This is a genomic window from Streptomyces hilarionis (assembly GCF_024539675.1).
GTDB lineage: Bacteria > Actinomycetota > Actinomycetes > Streptomycetales > Streptomycetaceae > Streptomyces > Streptomyces hilarionis.
Map to the genome: position 1 here is coordinate 1 of NZ_JAHHIT010000071.1, position 19475 is coordinate 19475.

The following is a 19475-nucleotide window of genomic DNA, read 5'->3' on the forward strand; positions in this document are numbered from 1 at the left end:
GGCGGGAAGGGCGGCCGGGGCGGACGTGAGCGCCTTGGGCTCGCCCTGGCGGGGCTCGGGCACCGCGGGCAGGGCGGCGACCGCGCGGCCGGTCGGCTCGGGGGCCTTCCGGATCGCCGCTTCCAGCTCGCGCACGACGGCGCTCTCACCGGAGCGCTCCGACGCGGCGGCGGACCGGGGCGCCGGGGCCGGCAGCCGGTCGGTCGGCAGCACGGCGGGGACGGTGGGGCCCACCCGGTCGCGGGCCCGGTCGAACCACTGCCTGGCCACCGCGTCGAGCGACGCGTCGCTCGAGCGACGCCCGGCGCCGGCGCCGGCGGTGGCCGGCCTGCGTGAGCGGCCCGACATGGCGCGTGTCGCGTTGTAGTTGCCCGTGTCGCTCTCGGCCCGGTCGTAGAGCGAACTGACCCGCTGTTGGATCTCCGCCCGACTCGGCTCGTCGCTGCTGCCTGGGGAACGCGGGCTGCGATCCGTCGCCATGGAAGACGTACTCCTTCCGTGCTCCGTCGCCGGTGGGCGGCGGAATCGGGGCGACCCCGGGTGCGGGCGCCTCAAGCCCCCTGCCCTGAAGGGCAGTCGAACGGCCTGGCGTCAACTTAGCCAACTTGTGTGCCTGGCGTGAAGATTGAGGTCTTAAATGTCCGATACGTAGTCGTGACCTTCGTCTCTTGCCCGCTGTTGCGCCGCTGGTCCGCACGGGTGCCGACACGCCGTCACGGCTGTGGAGGGCTCGTGCCGGTCGGAGGACGGCGGGTGCGGGCCGCCTCGTCCTGAGCCAGCAGCGAGAGCAGTGCCGCCACGCTCAGGCCCGCCTCGGCGGGGTGGCGGAGCACCCGGTCCGGCTCGATCCGGTAGGTGTTGCCGCGCCCCTCCCGCGTGTGGGAGAGGTAGCCGTCCTGTTCCAGGTCCGCGATGATCTTCTGTACGGCGCGTTCGGTGAGGCGGCAGCGCGCGGCGATGTCCCGGATGCGGGCGCTGTTGTCGTCCGCGATGGCGGCGAGCACACGCGCGTGGTTGGTGAGAAACGTCCAGCCGTTGTGTGGTTCGGGCACCCCTTCCATGAGGCAATCCTATGTCCGGGAGTTCACGCATTCAAAAACCGGAACTGTGTTTCGTGTATTGGTTGACGTGTGACCGGCCCGGAGCGACTCTGGTGGTGACATGTGGAGTGACCGGGGAGGCGGTCATGCTGAAACCTGCCCACGAGGCGAACACCGAAGGCGTGCAAGCCCGCTCGGGAGCGCGGACGGACGTCGGCGCCGGCCCTCGCCCCCCGGCCGCCGGTCTCGTGATCGGCGTGGGACCCGCGGGCGGCCGTGTCCTGGTCACCGTGTGCGGCGAGCTCGACCTGGACGCCGTCCGGCGGCTGGAGCGGGCCCTGCGCGACGCCCTGGCCGCCGCCGTCGACGGCGTCGACCTCGCTCTCGACGGGGTCGTCTTCTGCGACTGCTCCGCTTTGAACGTGCTGCTCGGCATGCGGGAGAGCGGCCTGCGGGAGGGCAAGACGGTCGCCGTGCGCTCGGCGAGTCCGCCGGTCGCGCGCCTGCTGGACCTGACCGGCGCCGGCACCCTGTTCGACGCCCGCGGAGCCTCCGATTCCGGCGTCGTGTCCCGCGTCCGGTAGAACTGACCGACATGCGCGTTGACTACGATCCCGGGGCCCTCGGCGCGAGCGCCTTCTACCGCCTGCTCACCGCCGTCGTCGTACCCCGGCCGATCGCCTGGGTGTCGACCCTGACGGCGGACGGAACCACCGCCAACCTCGCCCCGCACTCGTTCTTCACCGTCGCCAGCACCGACCCGCCGGTCGTCCAGTTCACCTCGGTCGGACGCAAGGACACCCTGCGCAACGTCGAGGCGACCGGCGAGTTCGTCGTGAACCTGGCGCCCGAGCAGCTCTTCGAGCAGATCAACGCCACCGGGGTCGACTTCCCCGCGCACGAGGGCGAGTTCGAGGCCGTCGGCATCGAACAGGAGCCCTCGCTGCGGGTGGGGCCGCCCCGCGTGGCGGCCTCGCCCGTGGCCCTGGAGTGCCGGCTGCACTCGACCCTGCGCATCGGCGGCTCCACGCTGGTCCTGGGCGAGGTCGTGCACGCGGCCGTACGGGAGGACGTGATCGTCGACGGCCGCCCCGACATCCGGCGGCTGCGGCCGCTGTCCCGGCTGGGCGGCGACGAGTGGGGCGCCGTCGGGGAGGTCCGCGACCTCGCGCGCATCGCCTACCGCGACTGGCCGTCGTCCTGAGCGGTGCGGTCCTATGCTCGGGACATGAGGAGATCTGTGGCGAAGTGCGAGGGCGCCGGAGGTTCCTGGCGCTCCCTGTGGTCGAGCGACTCCGTCCTGTCGGTCGGGTCGGTCGGCTCGTTCCTCTCCGTCGGCTCCGTGGGCAGTTGCCTGTCGGTCGGCTCGGTCGGCAGTTTCCTGTCGGTGGGGTCGGTCGGCTCCGCCGCGTCCGTGGTCAGTGCGGGTTCCTGGCTGAGCGCCGGTTCGGTCCTGTCCGCCTGCTCGGCCGGCTCCGTGCTGTCGTGGCGCTCGCGCGGCGGCGTGCTGGCGGCGGGCGCGGCGGCGGTCACGGTCGCCGGAGCGGTCATGCTGTCCACGCGGGCGTCGGCCCGGTCCCGTTCCCCGCGCTGACGTGGAGGAGGACCCGGACGCCGTGCGGCGCGCGTAGTCGCCGCCGCACGGCCATGGGCCCCCTGCGACGGCAGGAGGCCCATGGCGTCGGGCGCCCGGCACGCGCACGCGCCGGGTTCCTTCCCTAGCGCCCGCGCGGCCCGATCCTGATCACGCCGGCGATCCGGGTCATGGCGCCCGTGTCGTGGACGACCTTTCCGCCGGACGTCTTCCAGATCCTGATGTGGAAGGTGTCCGGGCCGTCCGTGGCGGTGACGCGGAAGCTGTAGCCGCTCCTGCCGTTGACGGCGCCGGTGCCCTGGAGGACCGCCCGCTTGCCGGACACGACGAGCCAGTCGAGGTGACCGGACCGCAGCGTCAGCGACGCCGGCTTCAGGCTGAAGGTGACCGTGCCGGCCGGGGCGGTGGCCCCCGGGAGATATCCGGCCGAGACCGAGAAGAACGGCTTGCCGCGGGACGCGGACAGGCCCGCGCCCACGACCGGCCCGGCGGCCCGGTCGTACACGATCACCTCGGGCAGCGTCCGGGCGGCCGTGCCGCCGTCGTCGTCCCTGACGGTGATCACCGGACGGAAGACGCCCGCCGCGGTGTAGGCGTGCTCGGCGCGGCAGCCGGTCGCGGTGACCGTGCCGGCGGCCGGCCTGCCGCCGTCCTTCCAGTCGACGGTGCAGCTGTGGGTGTCACCGGCTCCCGGGTCGGTGAACCGGGCGGTGACGACCGCCCGCCCGCCGACCGGGACCGGCGAGGCCGGGCCGGCGGCGGAGGTGACCGAGGGCGCCGCGTTGGCCACCGTGACGACGGCCGTGTCGGTGCTGCGGCCGCCGGTCAGGGTCAGGGTGAACGTGCCGTCGTCGGTGCAGGTGACCGACGTGCGGGCGGCGTTCGGGGCCGCGACCGTGCAGGGCGCGCCCCGCTCGACCGTCCACTTCGGGCTGCCCGCCCCGGAGAGCGTGCCGTTCAGGGCGATCCTGTCGCCCTCCGCGCCCTCGACGTCCGGACCGGCGTGCACGACGGCGACCGGGTCGATGCTCGTGAGCGTGGGCACGACCTTCCTGATGAGCCCGTCGGCGTCGAACTCCATCCTGTCGACGGTGGTCTCACGGTGGGTGCCGTCACCGCCGGGGATCGCGAAGCGGTGGTAGGCGATGTACCAGTCGTCCGTGCCGGGCACCTGGACGACCGAGTGGTGGCCGGTGCCCTTGATGCCGAGGGAGAGGTCCTTCTCCAGGATCACGCCCCGCTTGGTCCACGGGCCGCCGGGGGAGGGGCCGGTGGCGTAGGCGACCCGGTAGTTCTCGTCCCGGGTGTCGTTCTCCGACCACATGAAGTAGTAGACGCCCTTGCGCTTGACGACGAAGGCGCCCTCGTTGAAGCCGCTCGGGGTGATGTCCTTCACCTTCGCGGTGTCGATCGAGGTCATGTCGGCGTTCAACGGGACGACGTACCCGTGGCCGTTGCCGAAGTACAGGTACGACTGGCCGTCGTCGTCGGTGAAGGCCGCCGGGTCGATCATCTGGCCGGGGAACTGGCCCGCCTTCAGCAGGGGTTTGCCGAGGGCGTCCTTGAACGGGCCGGTGGGGGAGTCGGAGACGGCGACGCCGATGTTGGCGTCCGCGCAGAAGTAGAAGTAGTACGTGCCGTTCTTCTCGGCGATCGTCGGCGCCCACGCCCTGCTGTCCGCCCAGCTCACGTCCGGCCCCAGGTCGAGGATGACGCCGTGGTCGGTCCAGTGCACCAGGTCGGTCGAGGAGTAGGCCTTGAACTGCGTGCCGCTCCAGCCGTCGAAGCCGTCGGTGGTCGGGTACATGTAGAAGGTGTCGCCGAAGCGGACGATGTTCGGGTCGGCGTTGAGACCCGGCAGGACCGGGCTCTTCATGATCAGCGCCGACACGGTCCAGGTGCGCTTCCTGCCGTCGGAGCCGGTCACCTCGTAGGTCCGCGGCTTGCTGAAGTCGCGCAGGGTGCCGGAGGCCGGGCTGATGCCCGCGCCGTGGGCCAGGGTGAACTGCGGCGCCAGGGCCGTGACGTCACTGCCCTGGGCGAGCGGCAGGACGACGGTGCTGTTCTGGTCGTCGATCAGCGCGTCCACCTTGAGCGCCGGGTGGGTCGCCGCCGCGATCCCGGTGGTGTTGCCGGCGAGCTCCAGAACCTCGGCGGGCGTCAGAGCGCGGTCGTAGATGCGGAAGTCGTCGACCTCTCCGGCGAAGTACGGGTCCGGCGCGTACAGGGACTTGCCGATGTAGCCCGACGCGTCCTTGGCCGCGTCGTACAGCTCGGACGGCTTGACGGTGACGCCGTTCACGCGGGCGACTTCGGCGCCGTCCACGTAGAGGACCGCCGTCTGGGTCGCTCCGTCCAGGGTGACGGTGAGGTGCTTCCACTCGCCCGGGGTGAGCTGCGAACCGCCGATCATCTGCTTCTCGCCGGACCAGGTGGCCTTGGTGATCGCGGAGAACAGCTTGCCGCCGCCGTTGGAGGGAGTGGCGAACAGGTATCTGTCGCTGTCGGGGCCGAGCCCGAACAGCCACTGGAAGTTGTCGCCGCCCTTCCACTTCACGTACGTGGAGACGGTGACGCTGCCGACGTTCCTGAGCACTCCGCCCGGGATCTTCACGTACGGCGAGTCGGAGGTGCTGGAGCCGCCGGACATCTTGAACGAGCCGCCCTCGACGCCCGTTCCGAAGGCGGGCGTGCGGACGTAGGTGCCGTGGTAGCCGTGACCGCTGGAGTCCCGGACGATGCTGCCGCCGTTCTCGTCGAAGCCGTAGTGCAGGAGCAGGTCGGCGGGGACGTCGGGGCCCTGGGCGGACACGGTGACCGCGGCGTGGACGTCGAGAGCCGCGTCGCCGGGCAGGTCGCCCTTCACCGTGAAGGAGCCGGCCTGCGCGTACCGCGAGGGGTCGACGTCCTCCCAGGTGACGCTGACGGGCCGCTTCGCGCCGTCGGCGTACGTGGCGATCACGGTGGCCGGCAGCACCGGCGCCTCGCCGATCCGCGTCTTCACCGACACGTCCTCGACGCCCGTGACGATCTGGTCCGGCTGGTAGGCGCGCAGCAGCCGGTCGTACTCGGCCTGCGTCACCGGCAGGACGGTCCCGTGGCGCGGCTTGGACGGCAGGTCGTAGCCGGTGGACGGGGTCCAGACGCCGGAGGCGAGGTCCTTCGTCTCGAACGGGATGTAGCCGCGCCCGCCGAACTCGTCGAGGAAGGCGTACCACTTCTCCTCGGTGTTGGACTTGAACACCAGCGGTCCCTCGGCCGCGTTCATCGCGCCCTTGCCGATGCCCTCGGCGACCGGGTCCCAGGAGCGGTTCAGCAGCGAGTCGCTCTTCTCCTCGAAGATGAACTTGCTGTTGGGGGTGGAGGAGGTGTTGTTGCGCTCGTCCTTCGACAGACGGAAGTAGGTGCCGTCGTGCTGGATCACGGTGGAGTCGATGACCGAGTAGCCGCGGTCGATCCAGACCTTGGGCTCGCTGAAGGTGTAGAAGTCGCGGGTGGTGGCGTACATCATCCGGTTGTAGGTGTCGCCGGAGTGCGCCGGGTTGTCGTACAGCTTCGACGCCCAGAACACCACGTACTGGCCCAGCTTGGAGTCGTAGTACGCCTCCGGGGCCCAGGTGTTGCCGGCGCTGTCCGGGGAGACCTTCACCAGGCGCTGGTCGGTCCAGTGGACGAGGTCGGTGGACTCCCACACCATGATGGACTTGCTGCCGCTGCGCTGCGAGCGGTCCCAGTCGCCGTTGCCGTAGATCCTCAGGTCGGTGGCGATCTGGTAGAACTTGTCGCCCTCGGGGGAGCGGATGATGAACGGGTCGCGCAGGCCCTTCTCGCCGAGCGTGGAGGTCAGGACGGGCTTGCCGTCGTTGAGCTCGCGCCACTTCAGCGGGTCGTCGCCCTTGCTGAGCGCCGCGTAGAGCTGCTCGCCGTCCGCGGTGCCCTCGCCGGTGAAGTAGCTGAACATGTAGCCCTTGAGGGCTTCCTTCACGGGGAGTTCGGGGACCTTCGCGGTGAACGTGCGGGTCGTCCTCGCGTCGCCCTTGGCGACGGTCGCGGTCAGCTCGGCCGTGGTGGCGCCGGCGCCGTGGGCGGGACGGTGGACCACGCCGTCGGAGGAGACGACGTCCTCCCGCGCGGAGGACCACGTCACGGTGGTGCCGTACGCGCCCGTCGCGGGAAGGGTCAGGTTGCCGCGGGCGTCGTCGAGGTTGTGGACGGTGAGGGCCTCGGCGGCCTGCGCGGTGGCGGCCTTGTCGTCGAGGTCCGGCAGGACCGTCACGTCGAAGGACTTGGTGGCGGAGACGGAGCCTTTCTTCAGGGTCGCGGTGAGCGTGGCGTGGCCGTCGGGTTCGCCCGAGGCGGGCCGGGTCACCTTGCCCGAGTCGGACACCACGTCGGTGTGGTCGCTGGACCAGGTGATGAGGGAGCCGCCGGCCGGGCCGGACTTCGGCAGGGTCAGGTCGGCGGTGACGGCGCTCGTGTCGCCGAGGTCGAGCGCCGCCTTGTCGTCGGCGACGCCCTGCGTGGCCACGGGCAGCGAGAGCTGTGCGACCTCGCCGGCGTCCAGGGCGCGGTCGTAGACGCGGAAGTCGCGCATGCTGCCCTTGAAGAGCCGGTCGCCCGAGTAGACGGACCTGCCGATGGCGTTGGCCGTGGTCGTGCCCGAGCCGATCGCGCCCGGGGTGATGGTCACCGACGTGTTGCGGGCGACCTCCACGCCGTCCTCGTACAGCACGCCCGTGGTGCCGGTCTGGGTGTACGCGAGGTGCTTCCACACGCCGCGGGCCAGGTTGTGGGAGTCGGCGGGCCTGGTGTTCTGCTCGGTCGACCAGTTGCCGGTCGCGATCGAGGTGCGCAGGGAGTTGCCCGTGGCGAACAGGTACCCGTTGCCGTTGCCCGAGCTCGTGTTGCCGAACCCGTAGAGGAAGTAGGGCGTGGCCTGCGCGGCGTCCATCTTGACGTCCATCGCGACGCTGATCGACGTCATGCCCTTCATCACGTCGTTCGGCACCTTGACGTAGGTGTCGGAGCCGTTGAAGGAGAGACCCTGGCCGGACGGGGAGAAGTCGGCGGCGCCGTTGAGCGTGCCGTTCAGGCCGTGGCCGGAGGCGTCGGGGACCGTCGTGCCGGAGGCGGCGTCGAGCTTGTACCAGAGGGCCAGGCCCTCGGTCACGTCGGCGGTCTCCGTGGCTCCGGCGGGAATCGCCGTTCCGGCCAGACCCACGAGCAGGGACACGGCGGTCAGCGCGGCAAGTCGTCCTGTCCCGTGTCGAGTCCGGCCGCGGAGTCGAGGTCTGTGCGCCATGGGGGGACCGCCGTTTCAGCCGTGTGACGTGATGTTGCAGGAGTGTCAAACGGTGTGCATGGCCGCGTCAAGACTTCTCGAACAATGTCCGACAGGCCGAACGTCGGTGGCGGCGGGCGTCGCGGGAGGCCCCGCGGCCCCCGCCGTCCGGGCGGCGGCCCCCGGGCGCCACCGGCCGTCCCTCACACGAGGCCGAGCATCGCCTCCGCGACCTCGTCGGCGGCCGTGGCGGGCAGGGCGGTGCCCGCCTCCTCGAGGACGAGCAGCCGCGCTCCGGGGATCTCGCGCGCGATCGCCTCGCCGTTGCCGACGGGGAAGAACCGGTCGCGGCGGCCGTGCACCACGAGCGTGGGGACCTCGATCCGAGGCAGGCGCTCACGCCAGCGGGGTGCGCAGTCGAGGCGGGAGAACACCGTGCCCAGCTGGTTGGCCGCCCGGACCGCGGGCGGGGCGCCGGGCGTGCGGTCCCAGACGCGCCCGGCGCGGGCGCGGGCGGCCACGGGGTCGTCACCGAGGATCTCCGCACCGGCGGCGGCGAACGCGGCCACCGCCTCGCGGTCGCCCCAGTCGGGCATCGGGCTGCCGAACAGCCGCCCCATCGTCGCCGCATCGTGGTCGGGGAGGTCGTCGTCGGGCGGGCCCGGGGCGACCGCGCGGGTGCCGACCAGCGTGAGCGCCGAGAACGCGTCCGGATGGTCCAGCACGGCCACCTGGGCGACCATCCCGCCGACCCCGATCCCCGCCAGGTGCGCGGGACCGCCGCCGAGCACGTCGACGAGGGCCGCGGCGTCCGCGGCGAGGTCACGCAGGGTGTAGGCGGGCGCCTGCGGATCCCTCGTCGTCGACTCCCCGCTGTCACGCAGGTCGTAGCGCACCGCACGGCGCCCGCCGGCGGCCAGGCGCTCGCACAGCGCGTCGGGCCAGGAGAGCATCGTCGTCCCGCCCGCGAGCAGGACGAGCGGTGCGGCGTCGTCGCCGAACGACTCGATGCCCAGGTCGATCCCGTGAACGTCGACAGTGGTCATCGGATCACCCCGGGAGCCGCGAGCCCGGCGGCGGGGTGCGGCGCGGTCGACGGCACGGCCCGCGAGCGGGCGGCGACGTCGGCAGAGAAAGCAGTCATGCCGGGTGAGACCCGATCCGTCGCCCGAAATCATCGCTCCCGCACGCTCGCGGTCGCGGACGGGAACCCGGCCGGAGGCGGTCCGATCGAGCGAGACATGGCGTGAGTGGCCCGACTCACATGGCCAACACGGTCACCCACCGCCACGATGGGTCCCGTCACCGGCAGGCTGAAGGGGTCCACGATGTTCCGCAAGGTGCTGGTCGCCAACCGTGGTGAGATCGCGATCCGGGCGTTTCGCGCCGGCTTTGAGCTGGGCGCGCGCACCGTCGCCGTCTTCCCGCACGAGGACCGCAATTCGCTGCACCGGCTCAAAGCCGACGAGGCGTACGAGATCGGAGAGCCGGGTCATCCCGTCCGCGCCTACCTCTCCGTCGAGGAGATCGTCGGCGCGGCCCGACGGGCGGGTGCGGACGCCGTCTACCCGGGCTACGGGTTCCTCTCCGAGAACCCCGAACTCGCCCGCGCCTGCGAGGAAGCGGGCATCACCTTCGTGGGCCCCGACACCCGCACCCTCGAACTGACGGGCAACAAGGCCAGCGCGGTGGCCGCGGCCCGCGCGGCCGGCGTGCCCGTCCTCGGCTCCTCCGCGCCCTCCAACGACGTCGACGAACTGGTCCGGGCCGCCGAGGACATCGGCTTCCCCGTGTTCGTGAAGGCGGTGGCGGGCGGCGGCGGCCGGGGCATGCGCCGGGTCGAGGACCCGGCCGTGCTGCGCGAGTCCATCGAGGCCGCCTCCCGCGAGGCGGCCTCCGCGTTCGGCGACCCCACCGTCTTCCTGGAGAAGGCCGTCGTCGACCCCCGCCACATCGAGGTGCAGATCCTCGCCGACGGCGAGGGCAACGTCATCCACCTCTTCGAGCGGGACTGCTCCCTCCAGCGCCGCCACCAGAAGGTCATCGAGATGGCCCCCGCGCCCGACCTCGACCCGGAGCTGCGCGAGCGGATCTGCGCCGACGCGGTGAGCTTCGCCCGCCAGATCGGCTACCGCAACGCCGGCACCGTGGAGTTCCTCCTCGACCCCGCCGGCAACCACGTCTTCATCGAGATGAACCCCCGCATCCAGGTCGAGCACACGGTGACCGAGGAGGTCACCGACGTCGACCTGGTCCAGGCCCAGCTGCGCATCGCCGCCGGCGAGACGCTCGCCGACCTCGGTCTGTCGCAGGAGACGGTCACCCTGCACGGCGCGGCCCTGCAATGCCGCATCACCACCGAGGACCCCGCCAACGGGTTCCGACCCGACACCGGCCGCATCAGCGCCTACCGCTCCCCGGGCGGCTCCGGCATCCGCCTCGACGGCGGCACCACCCACGCCGGCACGGAGATCAGCGCCCACTTCGACTCGATGCTCGTCAAACTCACCTGCCGCGGCCGCGACTTCCCGACCGCCATCGGCCGGGCGCGGCGCGCCGTCGCCGAGTTCCGCATCCGCGGCGTGGCCACCAACATCCCGTTCCTCCAGGCCGTCCTCGACGACGCCGACTTCCAGGCCGGACGCGTCACCACGTCGTTCATCGAGCAGCGCCCCCATCTGCTGACCGCCCGCTCGTCGGCCGACCGCGGCACCAAGCTGCTCACCTACCTCGCCGACGTCACGGTGAACAAGCCGCACGGCGAGCGGCCCGAGCTGATCGACCCGAGCGCCAAGCTGCCCGACACGCCGGCGGGCGAGCCGCCCGCCGGCTCCCGCCAGCGCCTGGTCCACCTCGGCCCCGAGGGCTTCGCCCGCTGGCTGCGCGAGTCGCCGACCATCGGCGTCACCGACACCACCTTCCGCGACGCCCACCAGTCCCTCCTCGCCACCCGCGTGCGCACCAAGGACCTGCTCGCCTCGGCCCCCCTGGTCGCCCGCACCCTGCCCCAGCTGCTGTCCCTGGAGTGCTGGGGCGGGGCCACCTACGACGTCGCCCTGCGCTTCCTCGCCGAGGACCCGTGGGAGCGGCTGGCCGCCCTGCGCGAGGCCGTCCCCAACATCTGCCTCCAGATGCTGCTGCGCGGCCGCAACACCGTCGGCTACACCCCCTACCCGACCGAGGTGACCGACGCGTTCGTGCAGGAGGCCGCGGCCACCGGCATCGACGTCTTCCGCATCTTCGACGCCCTCAACGACGTCGGCCAGATGCGGCCCGCGATCGACGCCGTGCGGGAGACGGGCACGGCGGTCGCCGAGGTGGCCCTGTGCTACACCTCCGACCTGTCCGACCCGAACGAGCGCCTGTACACCCTCGACTACTACCTGCGGCTCGCCGAGCAGATCGTCGAGGCCGGCGCGCACGTCCTGGCCGTCAAGGACATGGCGGGCCTGCTGCGCGCCCCGGCCGCCGCGAAGCTCGTCTCGGCGCTGCGCCGCGAGTTCGACCTGCCGGTGCACCTGCACACCCACGACACCGCGGGCGGGCAGCTCGCCACCTACCTCGCCGCGATCCAGGCGGGCGCGGACGCCGTCGACGGCGCCGTGGCCTCCATGGCGGGGACGACCTCGCAGCCCTCGCTGTCGGCGATCGTCGCCGCGACCGACCACTCCGAGCGGCCCACCGGCCTCGACCTCCAGGCCGTGGGCGACCTGGAGCCGTACTGGGAGGGCGTCCGCCGGATCTACGCCCCGTTCGAGGCGGGCCTCGCCTCCCCGACCGGACGCGTCTACCACCACGAGATCCCCGGCGGGCAGCTCTCCAACCTGCGCACCCAGGCCGTCGCGCTCGGACTCGGCGACCGCTTCGAGGACATCGAGGCGATGTACGCCGCCGCCGACCGCATCCTCGGCCACCTCGTCAAGGTCACCCCCTCCTCCAAGGTGGTCGGCGACCTCGCCCTGCACCTGGTCGGCGCCGGCGTGGACCCGCGGGACTTCGAGGCGGCGCCCGACCGCTACGACATCCCCGACTCCGTCATCGGCTTCCTGCGCGGCGAGCTCGGCACCCCGCCCGGCGGCTGGCCCGAGCCGTTCCGCAGCAAGGCCCTCCAGGGCCGCGCGGACGCCAAGCCCGTCCAGGAACTGAGCACCGAGGACCGCGAGGGCCTGGAGAAGACCCGCCGCGCCACCCTCAACCGGCTGCTCTTCCCCGGCCCGACGCGCGACTTCGAGCACCACCGCCAGGCCTACGGCGACACCAGCGTGCTCGACAGCAAGGACTTCTTCTACGGGCTGCGCCCGGGCACCGAGTACGCCGTCGACCTGGAGCCCGGCGTACGGCTCCTGATCGAGCTTCAGGCCGTCGGCGAGGCCGACGAACGGGGCATGCGCACCGTGATGTCGTCCCTCAACGGCCAGTTGCGGCCCATCCAGGTCCGGGACAAGGCGGCGGCCTCCGACGTGCCGGTCACCGAGAAGGCCGACCGGAGCAACGCCGGGCACGTCGCCGCGCCGTTCGCCGGCGTCGTCACGCTGGCCGTCGCCGAGGGCGACGAGGTGGAGGTCGGCGCGACCGTCGCCACCATCGAGGCGATGAAGATGGAGGCCACGATCACCGCGCCGAAGGCCGGCCGGGTCGGCAGGCTCGCCATCAACCGCATCCAGCAGGTGGAGGGCGGCGACCTCCTCGTCGTCGTGGCCTGAGCCGCGCGCCGCCGGCGATCCCTCGCCGGCGGCGCCGTCGCGCCCGCCCTCGGCCCTGCCCGTCCGCGGGCCGCGCCCGTCCGTCCGTGGGGCGGGCGGCGTCCGCGGGCGGCGTCTCCCGGCCCGGCGCCGTACGCGCCGGCGCCCCGAACTCGAGCGCGGGCAACGGTCGTTGCCCGCGGGGGCAGCAGGTCTGCCCTTGCGTCCGGTGACGGACGGCGGGCCCGCGGCTACCGTCCGCTCGTGAACAACCGTACTTTCCCGCAGCCTCTCGTGACATGTCGCCAGGGCCGCTCCGCATGAGCGACGAACAGGCCGTCGAGACGCCCCCGGAGCAGGCGGCGAGCGCTCCGCGTCCGGTCGCGCCACGACCGCCCCGGCGCGGCCCCGGCCTCTTCACCGTCGTGGTCCTGCCCGCGCTGCTCACCCTCTCGGCCGTGGCCGGCTTCCTCGCGCTGACCGGCGGACTCCCCGGCGACGAGGACACCGCGGGCACCCCCCAGGACGACGCGGCCGGCGGCGTCAACGCGACCTACGGCCCCTGGCTGCGCAGGTCCGCCGAAGCCTGCTCGGTCGTCACCCCCTCGTTCCTCGCCGCCCAGATCGACCAGCTCACCGGCTTCAGCGACGAGAGCACCGCCTCCGGCGAACAGGGCATCGCCGCCTTCACCGCCGCCGGCTGGCGCACCTGGGGCAGGGACGACGACGGCAACGGGCACTCCTCGCCGCACGACCCCGCCGACGCGATCATGGCGCTCGGCCGCCAGGACTGCTCCCTGGCCCGTAAGATCACCGAGCTCAGGACCGACGGCACGGTCAACGGAGACCTCGTGGACCTCACCCTCGCGGCCTACGCGGCCGGCGCGGACGCCGTGGCCGACGCGGGCAAGGTCCCGGCCGGAGCCCGGACCTACCTCGGCGAGGTGAAGTCCAGGCTCGCGACCTACGCGGACTTCGACCGGGAGGACCCGAGCGGCGGCGCCGCCCCGGCGAACGCGATCCTCGCGGCGCCCACCACCACCCTCACGGTCACCTCGCCCTACGGTTCCCGCAAGCACCCGCTCACCGGCGTCACCAAGCTCCACACCGGCATCGACTTCGGCGCGCCCCAGGGCGCCCAGGTGTCCGCCGCCCGCGACGGCCGGGTGGTGTTCGCGGCCCCGACCAAGGCGTACGGCAACCGCGTGGTCGTCGACCACGGCCTCATCGACGGCAAACGCCTGGAGACGACGTACAGCCACCTGTCCCTGCTGGAGGTCACGGCCGGACAGACGGTGCGCACCGGCGCCCCGGTCGGCCGGGTCGGCTCCACCGGCCTGTCCACCGGCCCGCACCTGCACTTCGAGGTGATCTACGACGGCTACTACACCGACCCGCAGCCGTGGCTGGCACCGAGCGGCTGACCACGGCTGACCACGGCGGCCCGATGCGGCCATGAGCCCTGTATGCGCCCCCGTGCGACTGGGCAGAATCCGTTCTGCCATGGATCACACGGAACGGACACGCCACGAGGTCCGCCCCGAACTCCCAGGGAAGGCAGGTCGGTTGCCGTGCAGTTGCGTCTTCCCTCCTCGGTGTCCGAAGCGCAGCGATGTCTGGCCGACGGCGCGGTGCCGATCGGCGGCGCCACGCTGGTGTGGGCCGGCTGGCAGCGCGACGGCTTTCCCGAGCAGGCCGTCTCCCTGCGCGACCTGCCCGAGGCCAACGCCTTCGGCCCCGAGGAACTGGGCGGAGCCGTGCCGCTGCACCGCGTCGACGCGACCGTGCCCGAGGTGCTCCACCGCGCGGCGTCCGGGGTCGGCACGGGCGCGGTCCGCCGGGCGGCCACGGTCGGCGGCAACATCGTCGGCAGCACCCTGCGCTGTCTGCTCCCCGCGGCCCTGGTGCTCGACGCCCGAGCCACCGTCCTGACGGCCGACGGCGTGTACGAGACCGACCTCGCCGAACTCCTCGCGAAACGCCATGTGCTGCTCGCCCTGCGCTGGCGCACCCCCCTGGTCAGCGGCTACCGCAAACTCCCGGGCGAGACGGGCGGCCCGCCGCCGCTCGTCGTCGCCGTGGCCGTGCACGCGGACGGCGGCGCCCCCGGCCGCGTGCGCGTGGCCGTGCGCGACGGCTACGAGGTGGTCAGCGAGAGCACGCCGTACCGGACCGACGCCGAGCAGGTCCTGCGCGATCTGGCGGACACCACGGCCTTGTCCCTGCCGGCGCCGGCCCAGGAGGCCCTGCGCCGCGAGGTCGCCGACGTCCTGGCCCGCGCCGCCGCCTGAGGGGCCCCGGCAGAACGCCGAGCGGCGTCATGTCTGCACGACGGGCGCGTACGCCTGCGCCGCCAACCCGAACGTCCAGGCGACCCCCGCCCGCGCCGTGAGCGTCGACGGCGGCACCCGCAGCCAGTAGGTGCGCCGCGTCCCGTCCGGCTCCGGCGTGGAGTTGAGGACCTCCACCATGACGACCGGCTCGTCGCCGTCCAGCTCGACGCGCCACAGCGTGCCCGTCTCGTCCCGGTGGACGGGACGGGCGTCGGAGTCCGACAGATAGCGGTCGTAGCCGTAGTACTCGAGCATGACCCGGCGCAGCTCGGCGTTCTCCTCGGCCCGGATCCGCCGCGGGGTGAGCCGGGGCAGCTCCGCGAGGAACGCGGCCGGCACGGGCATGCCCCGCCAGGCGTGCAGCGCGAAGCCGTCGGGATAGGCCAGCGCCGGGCCGTCCCCGTGGTCGAGCCGGCCCGCCTCGTCGCGGTGCAGGGCGACGGGGCGTTCGCACACCACGGCCACGCGCGCGAAGGGCCACCACCAGCCGGCGCTGCGGCTCACCGCCGCCAGCCCGGCCAGCGGGCCCTCGTCGGCCGCGAGCGCGGCGAGCCACGGCGCGTCGTGCTGACCGAGCACGGCGTCCAGAAGCACCAGCCGGACCTGGGCGGCCGTGCTCCCCGTCTGCCCGCCGGCCAGCTCCTCCAGCACGCCCGCCCTGATCCGGTCGACGAGCGCCTGCGTCGGATCCCACAGCCGGCCGCCGGTCGCGGCCCAGTGCGCCGCCCACCCGGTCGCCCCCAACTCCGCGTGCAGTCGCTGCCGTTCCCGCGCCCACGGCCGGCTCCGGACCGCCTCGCGCACGCTCGCGCCCAGCTCCCGCGACGCCTGGATCAGCGCGACCGCCGCACAGGGCGAACCGGCCCACACCACCTCCCGCGGCTCGGCCAGCCCCGCCTGCCGGTAGGCCCGGCGGACGCCCGCCTCGGCGGCGTCCCGATCGGCCGCGCCCACGGCCGCCGCCGAGGCGCGCCACGCCGAAAGGCCCTCCTCGGCCCGGCCGGCCCGCTCCTCGACGTCCCTCGTCGTCACCGTCGTCATCCGTCCCCTCCCTCGCCCCCGACTCAGTCCGCCACGATCCGCACCGACCCCGGCACGTACTCCCGTTGCCGTATCACCCGGTACCACCCCCTGGGCAGCGCGATGGCCGCGTGCTCCTCGTGGACCACCCGGCCGCCCCGGGGCAGACGGAGCAGCAGCGGACCGAACGGCCCCGGCTCGCGCACCAGCTCACCCTCGCCGACGACCGCGTGCGCATGCCCCGTCACCTCGCCCAGGGCCAGCACCAGCCGGCCCCGCGCGTCGCGCCGCTCCCTCGGCGCCGCGGCGACATGCGGCGGCACCGCCTCCTCTGCCACGGGCACGATCAGCACGTCTCCCTGCCGGTACATCGCTCTCCCCTCCCGCCGGGTGCGCAGCGCACCGGCCCCATGACCACGACCGTACGGGCGGGCACTGACAACGCCCCCGAACCGAACCCCCGCCGGAGGGCGCTGTCGGTGCCTGTTGGTAGAACTGCGGACACATCAGGGACCGCACACTCTTCCTCCTCGGGAGCAGCCGTATGACCATCGGCCACCACCTCGACGCGCTGCACGGGCTGCCCGCGTACACGTTCCCCGGCGCCGAGCACCGGCCCCGGCCGGTGGAACCGGACGCCGTGGCCTGGCGCGTCACCGGCGACGTCTACGACGCGGACGAGGACTGGACGGGAGCGTTCGCCCGCTTCTGCGCCACCGTCGACACCACCCGGGTGCGGGCCCTGATCGTCGGAGCCTGGGAGGAGGCCTACGACACGGACCCGTCCGCCGTCGTCGAGGCCCTCACCGCCGCCCGCGAGCGCTTCCCCGCCCTGCGGGCGCTGTTCCTCGGTGACATGGTGATGGAGGAGTGCGAGATCTCCTGGATCAACCAGACCGACGTCACCCCCCTCCTGGCCGCCTTCCCGCTGCTGGAGGAACTGGGCGTGCGCGGCGGATCCGGGCTGCGCTTCCCGGCCCTGAGCCACGGCGCGCTGCGCCGCCTCGTGATCGAGACCGGAGGTCTGCCCGCCGAGGTCGTGCGCGGCGTCGGCGGCAGCGACCTGCCCGCGCTGGAGCACCTCGACCTGTGGCTCGGCACACCGGAGTACGGCGGCGACAGCGAGGCCGCGGACCTGGAGCCGATCCTGTCCGGCACCCGGCTGCCGAACCTGCGCCATCTGGCCCTGCGCAACAGCGAGATGCAGGACGCCGTGGCCGCGGCCGTGGCGTCCGCACCGGTGGTCGCGCGGCTGGAGGTGCTCGACCTCTCCATGGGCGTCCTGACCGACGAGGGCGCGGCCGCCCTGCTCGGCGGTCAGCCGCTCACCCACCTCAAGAAGCTCGACCTGCACCACCACTACGTGAGCGAGCCCCTCCTGGAGCGGGTCCGCACGACCCTGGAGCCGGCCGGCGTCGAGGTCCTCCTCGACCGCGGTGACGCCGAGGAGGACGCCGAGGACGACGGCACCGTGTGGCGGTATGTCGCCGTCGGCGAGTGACGCAGGACCGCGGTTCGCGGTGGTCGGCAACCCCGAGAACCGCCGGGTCGCCCTCTTCGCGGACGCGGTGCGCGCCGCCGGTCTCCCCGCCCCGCGCGTCGTGGCCTGGGCCGACGTGCTGCGCGCCCGGGGGGCCGACTTCGCCGACGACGAGATCGTCCGGATCGACTCGCCCGGCGAGAACGACGAGGTCGACGCGATGCTGCGCGGCGCGCGGGAACCCACCAGGGTCGAGGGCTCGGCCCGGTGGTACGCCCGCTTCACGGCCGCCGTGCGCGAACTGCGCGGCGGCGTCCGTCTCGACGACCCCGACGACCTGGCCGTGCTCTTCGACAAGCGGCTCTGCCACGGCGTCCTCGACGCCGCGGGCGTCCCCGTGCCCGCCTCGCCCACCTCGGGCCCGCACGGCGTCGCGGTCCGCGGCTGGGACGACGTGCGGGCGGCGATGCGCGGGCACCGGATGTCCCGGCTGTTCGTGAAGCCCGCGCACGGCTCCTCGGCGTCGGGCGTCCTGGCGGTCGAGGCGGGCGGCGGCGGCCGCATCAGGGCCACCACCTCCGTGGAACGGGCCGCCGACGGCAGCCTGTACAACTCGCTCAGAGTGCGCCGTTACGAACGCGAACAGGACATCGCGGCGGTCGTCGACGCACTCGCCCCGGACGGACTGCATCTGGAGCGCTGGCTGCCGAAGGCGTCCCAGGACGGCCGGGCCGCCGACCTCAGGGTCGTCGTGGTCGCGGGCCGCGCCACCCACGCGGTGGTGCGCACCAGCCGCTGGCCGCTGACCAACCTGCATCTGGGCGGCCGGCGCGGAGACCTGCGCGCCGCACGGCAGGCCGTGGAGGCGGCGGGCGCGCGCTGGACCGACGTGCTGGGCGTGTGCGAGCGGGCCGCGGCCTGCTTCCCGCGCACCCTGTGCGTCGGCGTCGACCTGCTGCCCGCGGTCGGCTGGCGCGGGGCCGCGGTCGGCGAGGTCAACGCCTTCGGCGACCTGCTGCCCGGCCTCACGGGCCTGTCCGGCGGCGGAGCCGAGGGCCTCGACACCTACGGAGCCCAGGTGGCCGCCGTACTGCACGACCGCAACGACAGAGGAACGCCTCATGCCTGACCCCCTGCCCGACGCCTCGCCCGGCCCCGCGGCCGATGCCGTGCCCGCCGCCGGGTCCGAGCCCGACATGAACGACGTCGTGGGCCGTCACGACATCCTTCTGGTCACCCTCGACACCCTGCGCCACGACGTGGCCGCCGAGCTCGCGCGGGAGGGCCGCATCCCCCACCTCGCCCGGCATCTCCCCGGCGGCCGCTGGGAGGAGCGGCACGCGCCGGGCAGTTTCACCTACGCCTCCCACCAGGCGATCTTCGCCGGCTTCCTGCCGACCCCGGCCGGCCCCGGACCGCACCCGCGGCTCTTCGCGGCGCGTTTCGCGGGCAGTGAGACCACGGCGCCCGGCACCTACGTCTACGACGCTCCCGACCTCGTCTCCGGCCTGGCCCGGGACGGCTACCACACCGTGTGCGTCGGGGGAGTGGGCTTCTTCAACCGGCAGGGCCCCCTGGGCTCGGTCCTGCCCGGCCTGTTCCAGGAGGCGCACTGGGAACCGGGGTTCGGCGTCACCTCGCCCCACTCCTTCGAGAACCAGATCGACCGCGTCGAGGAGGTCGTCGAACGACTCCCGCGCGAGCGGCGGCTGTTCCTGTTCGTGAACGTCTCCGCCCTGCACCAGCCGAACTGGTTCCATCTGCCCGGCGCGACCCGCGAGGCCGGCGACAGCCGCGCGACGCACGCCGCCGCGCTGGAGTACGTGGACCGGCACATCGGGCGGCTCTTCGCCGCCATGAGCCGCAGGGGCCGCTGCTTCGCGATCGTCTGCTCCGACCACGGCACCGCCTACGGCGACGACGGCTACACCGGCCACCGGCTCGGCCACGCGTGCGTGTGGACCGTCCCCTACGCCCACTTCTTCCTCGACCCCGCGCCGGACGCCCCCGCGCCCGCCGATCCGGCGCCCGGGGCCCTCGCACCC

13 protein-coding genes and 2 pseudogenes are annotated in these 19475 nt (G+C 73.4%); 9 read left to right on the forward strand and 6 right to left on the reverse strand.

What is annotated here, in order from left to right:
• Window positions 1–480 (reverse strand): annotated as a pseudogene (locus KMS84_RS18555) (C40 family peptidase); the annotation flags it as partial.
• A 233-nt stretch (window positions 481–713) separates the two neighbouring features.
• On the reverse strand, window positions 714–1061 hold the full coding sequence (locus KMS84_RS18560; RefSeq protein WP_256917360.1) for a helix-turn-helix transcriptional regulator: 348 nt from the start codon (window positions 1059–1061) through the stop codon (window positions 714–716).
• Window positions 1062–1186: 125 nt separating this feature from the next.
• Here KMS84_RS18560 and KMS84_RS18565 point away from each other — a divergent pair, with 125 nt between their 5' ends.
• The 3 genes from KMS84_RS18565 to KMS84_RS18575 are packed head-to-tail and all read left to right on the forward strand — an operon-like array spanning window position 1187 to window position 2634.
• Entirely contained in the window at window positions 1187–1624 is a 438-nt protein-coding gene (locus KMS84_RS18565; RefSeq protein ID WP_256917361.1) for an STAS domain-containing protein, read from the forward strand.
• Between the two features lie 11 nt (window positions 1625–1635).
• Window positions 1636–2244: a flavin reductase family protein gene (locus KMS84_RS18570; RefSeq protein WP_256917362.1), complete on the forward strand. Its 609-nt coding sequence runs from the start codon at window positions 1636–1638 to the stop codon at window positions 2242–2244.
• Window positions 2245–2268: 24 nt separating this feature from the next.
• Window positions 2269–2634 carry a hypothetical protein gene (locus KMS84_RS18575; protein ID WP_256917363.1) on the forward strand — a complete coding sequence of 122 codons (366 nt, stop codon included), beginning with the start codon at window positions 2269–2271 and terminating at the stop codon, window positions 2632–2634.
• 124 nt (window positions 2635–2758) lie between these two features.
• Here KMS84_RS18575 and KMS84_RS18580 read toward each other — a convergent pair whose 3' ends face one another.
• Complete coding sequence (locus KMS84_RS18580) at window positions 2759–7936, reverse strand: family 43 glycosylhydrolase (RefSeq protein ID WP_256917364.1); 5178 nt, start codon at window positions 7934–7936, stop codon at window positions 2759–2761.
• A gap of 182 nt (window positions 7937–8118) precedes the next feature.
• Complete coding sequence (locus KMS84_RS18585) at window positions 8119–8961, reverse strand: alpha/beta fold hydrolase (RefSeq protein ID WP_256917366.1); 843 nt, start codon at window positions 8959–8961, stop codon at window positions 8119–8121.
• Between the two features lie 282 nt (window positions 8962–9243).
• Here KMS84_RS18585 and KMS84_RS18590 point away from each other — a divergent pair, with 282 nt between their 5' ends.
• From KMS84_RS18590 to KMS84_RS18600, 3 genes are all read left to right on the forward strand, one after another.
• The gene (locus KMS84_RS18590) at window positions 9244–12618 is read left to right on the forward strand and encodes a pyruvate carboxylase (RefSeq protein WP_256917367.1); all 3375 of its coding nucleotides are present in this window, start codon (window positions 9244–9246) and stop codon (window positions 12616–12618) included.
• Window positions 12619–12917: 299 nt separating this feature from the next.
• On the forward strand, window positions 12918–14021 hold the full coding sequence (locus KMS84_RS18595; RefSeq protein ID WP_256917368.1) for a M23 family metallopeptidase: 1104 nt from the start codon (window positions 12918–12920) through the stop codon (window positions 14019–14021).
• Between the two features lie 147 nt (window positions 14022–14168).
• Complete coding sequence (locus tag KMS84_RS18600; RefSeq protein ID WP_256917369.1) at window positions 14169–14888, forward strand: FAD binding domain-containing protein; 720 nt, start codon at window positions 14169–14171, stop codon at window positions 14886–14888.
• A 27-nt stretch (window positions 14889–14915) separates the two neighbouring features.
• Here KMS84_RS18600 and KMS84_RS18605 read toward each other — a convergent pair whose 3' ends face one another.
• Window positions 14916–15971, reverse strand: coding sequence for a DUF6745 domain-containing protein (locus tag KMS84_RS18605; protein WP_256917370.1), 1056 nt, complete (start codon window positions 15969–15971; stop codon window positions 14916–14918).
• 23 nt (window positions 15972–15994) lie between these two features.
• A complete protein-coding gene (locus KMS84_RS18610) occupies window positions 15995–16321 on the reverse strand; it encodes a DUF8820 family protein (protein WP_256917371.1) in 327 nt (108 codons plus the stop codon).
• A gap of 173 nt (window positions 16322–16494) precedes the next feature.
• Between KMS84_RS18610 and KMS84_RS18615 the strand changes: the two genes are divergently transcribed.
• The 3 genes and pseudogenes from KMS84_RS18615 to KMS84_RS18625 all read left to right on the forward strand — a co-directional run.
• Complete coding sequence (locus KMS84_RS18615) at window positions 16495–17451, forward strand: STM4015 family protein (RefSeq protein ID WP_256917372.1); 957 nt, start codon at window positions 16495–16497, stop codon at window positions 17449–17451.
• Window positions 17432–18559 (forward strand): STM4014 family protein, encoded by a 1128-nt coding sequence (locus KMS84_RS18620; RefSeq protein ID WP_256917373.1) that lies wholly within the window; start codon window positions 17432–17434, stop codon window positions 18557–18559. The genes KMS84_RS18615 and KMS84_RS18620 overlap by 20 nt, the downstream gene beginning before the upstream one ends.
• 67 nt (window positions 18560–18626) lie before the next feature.
• Window positions 18627–19430 (forward strand): annotated as a pseudogene (locus tag KMS84_RS18625) (STM4013/SEN3800 family hydrolase); the annotation flags it as partial.
• Window positions 19431–19475 lie beyond the last annotated feature (45 nt).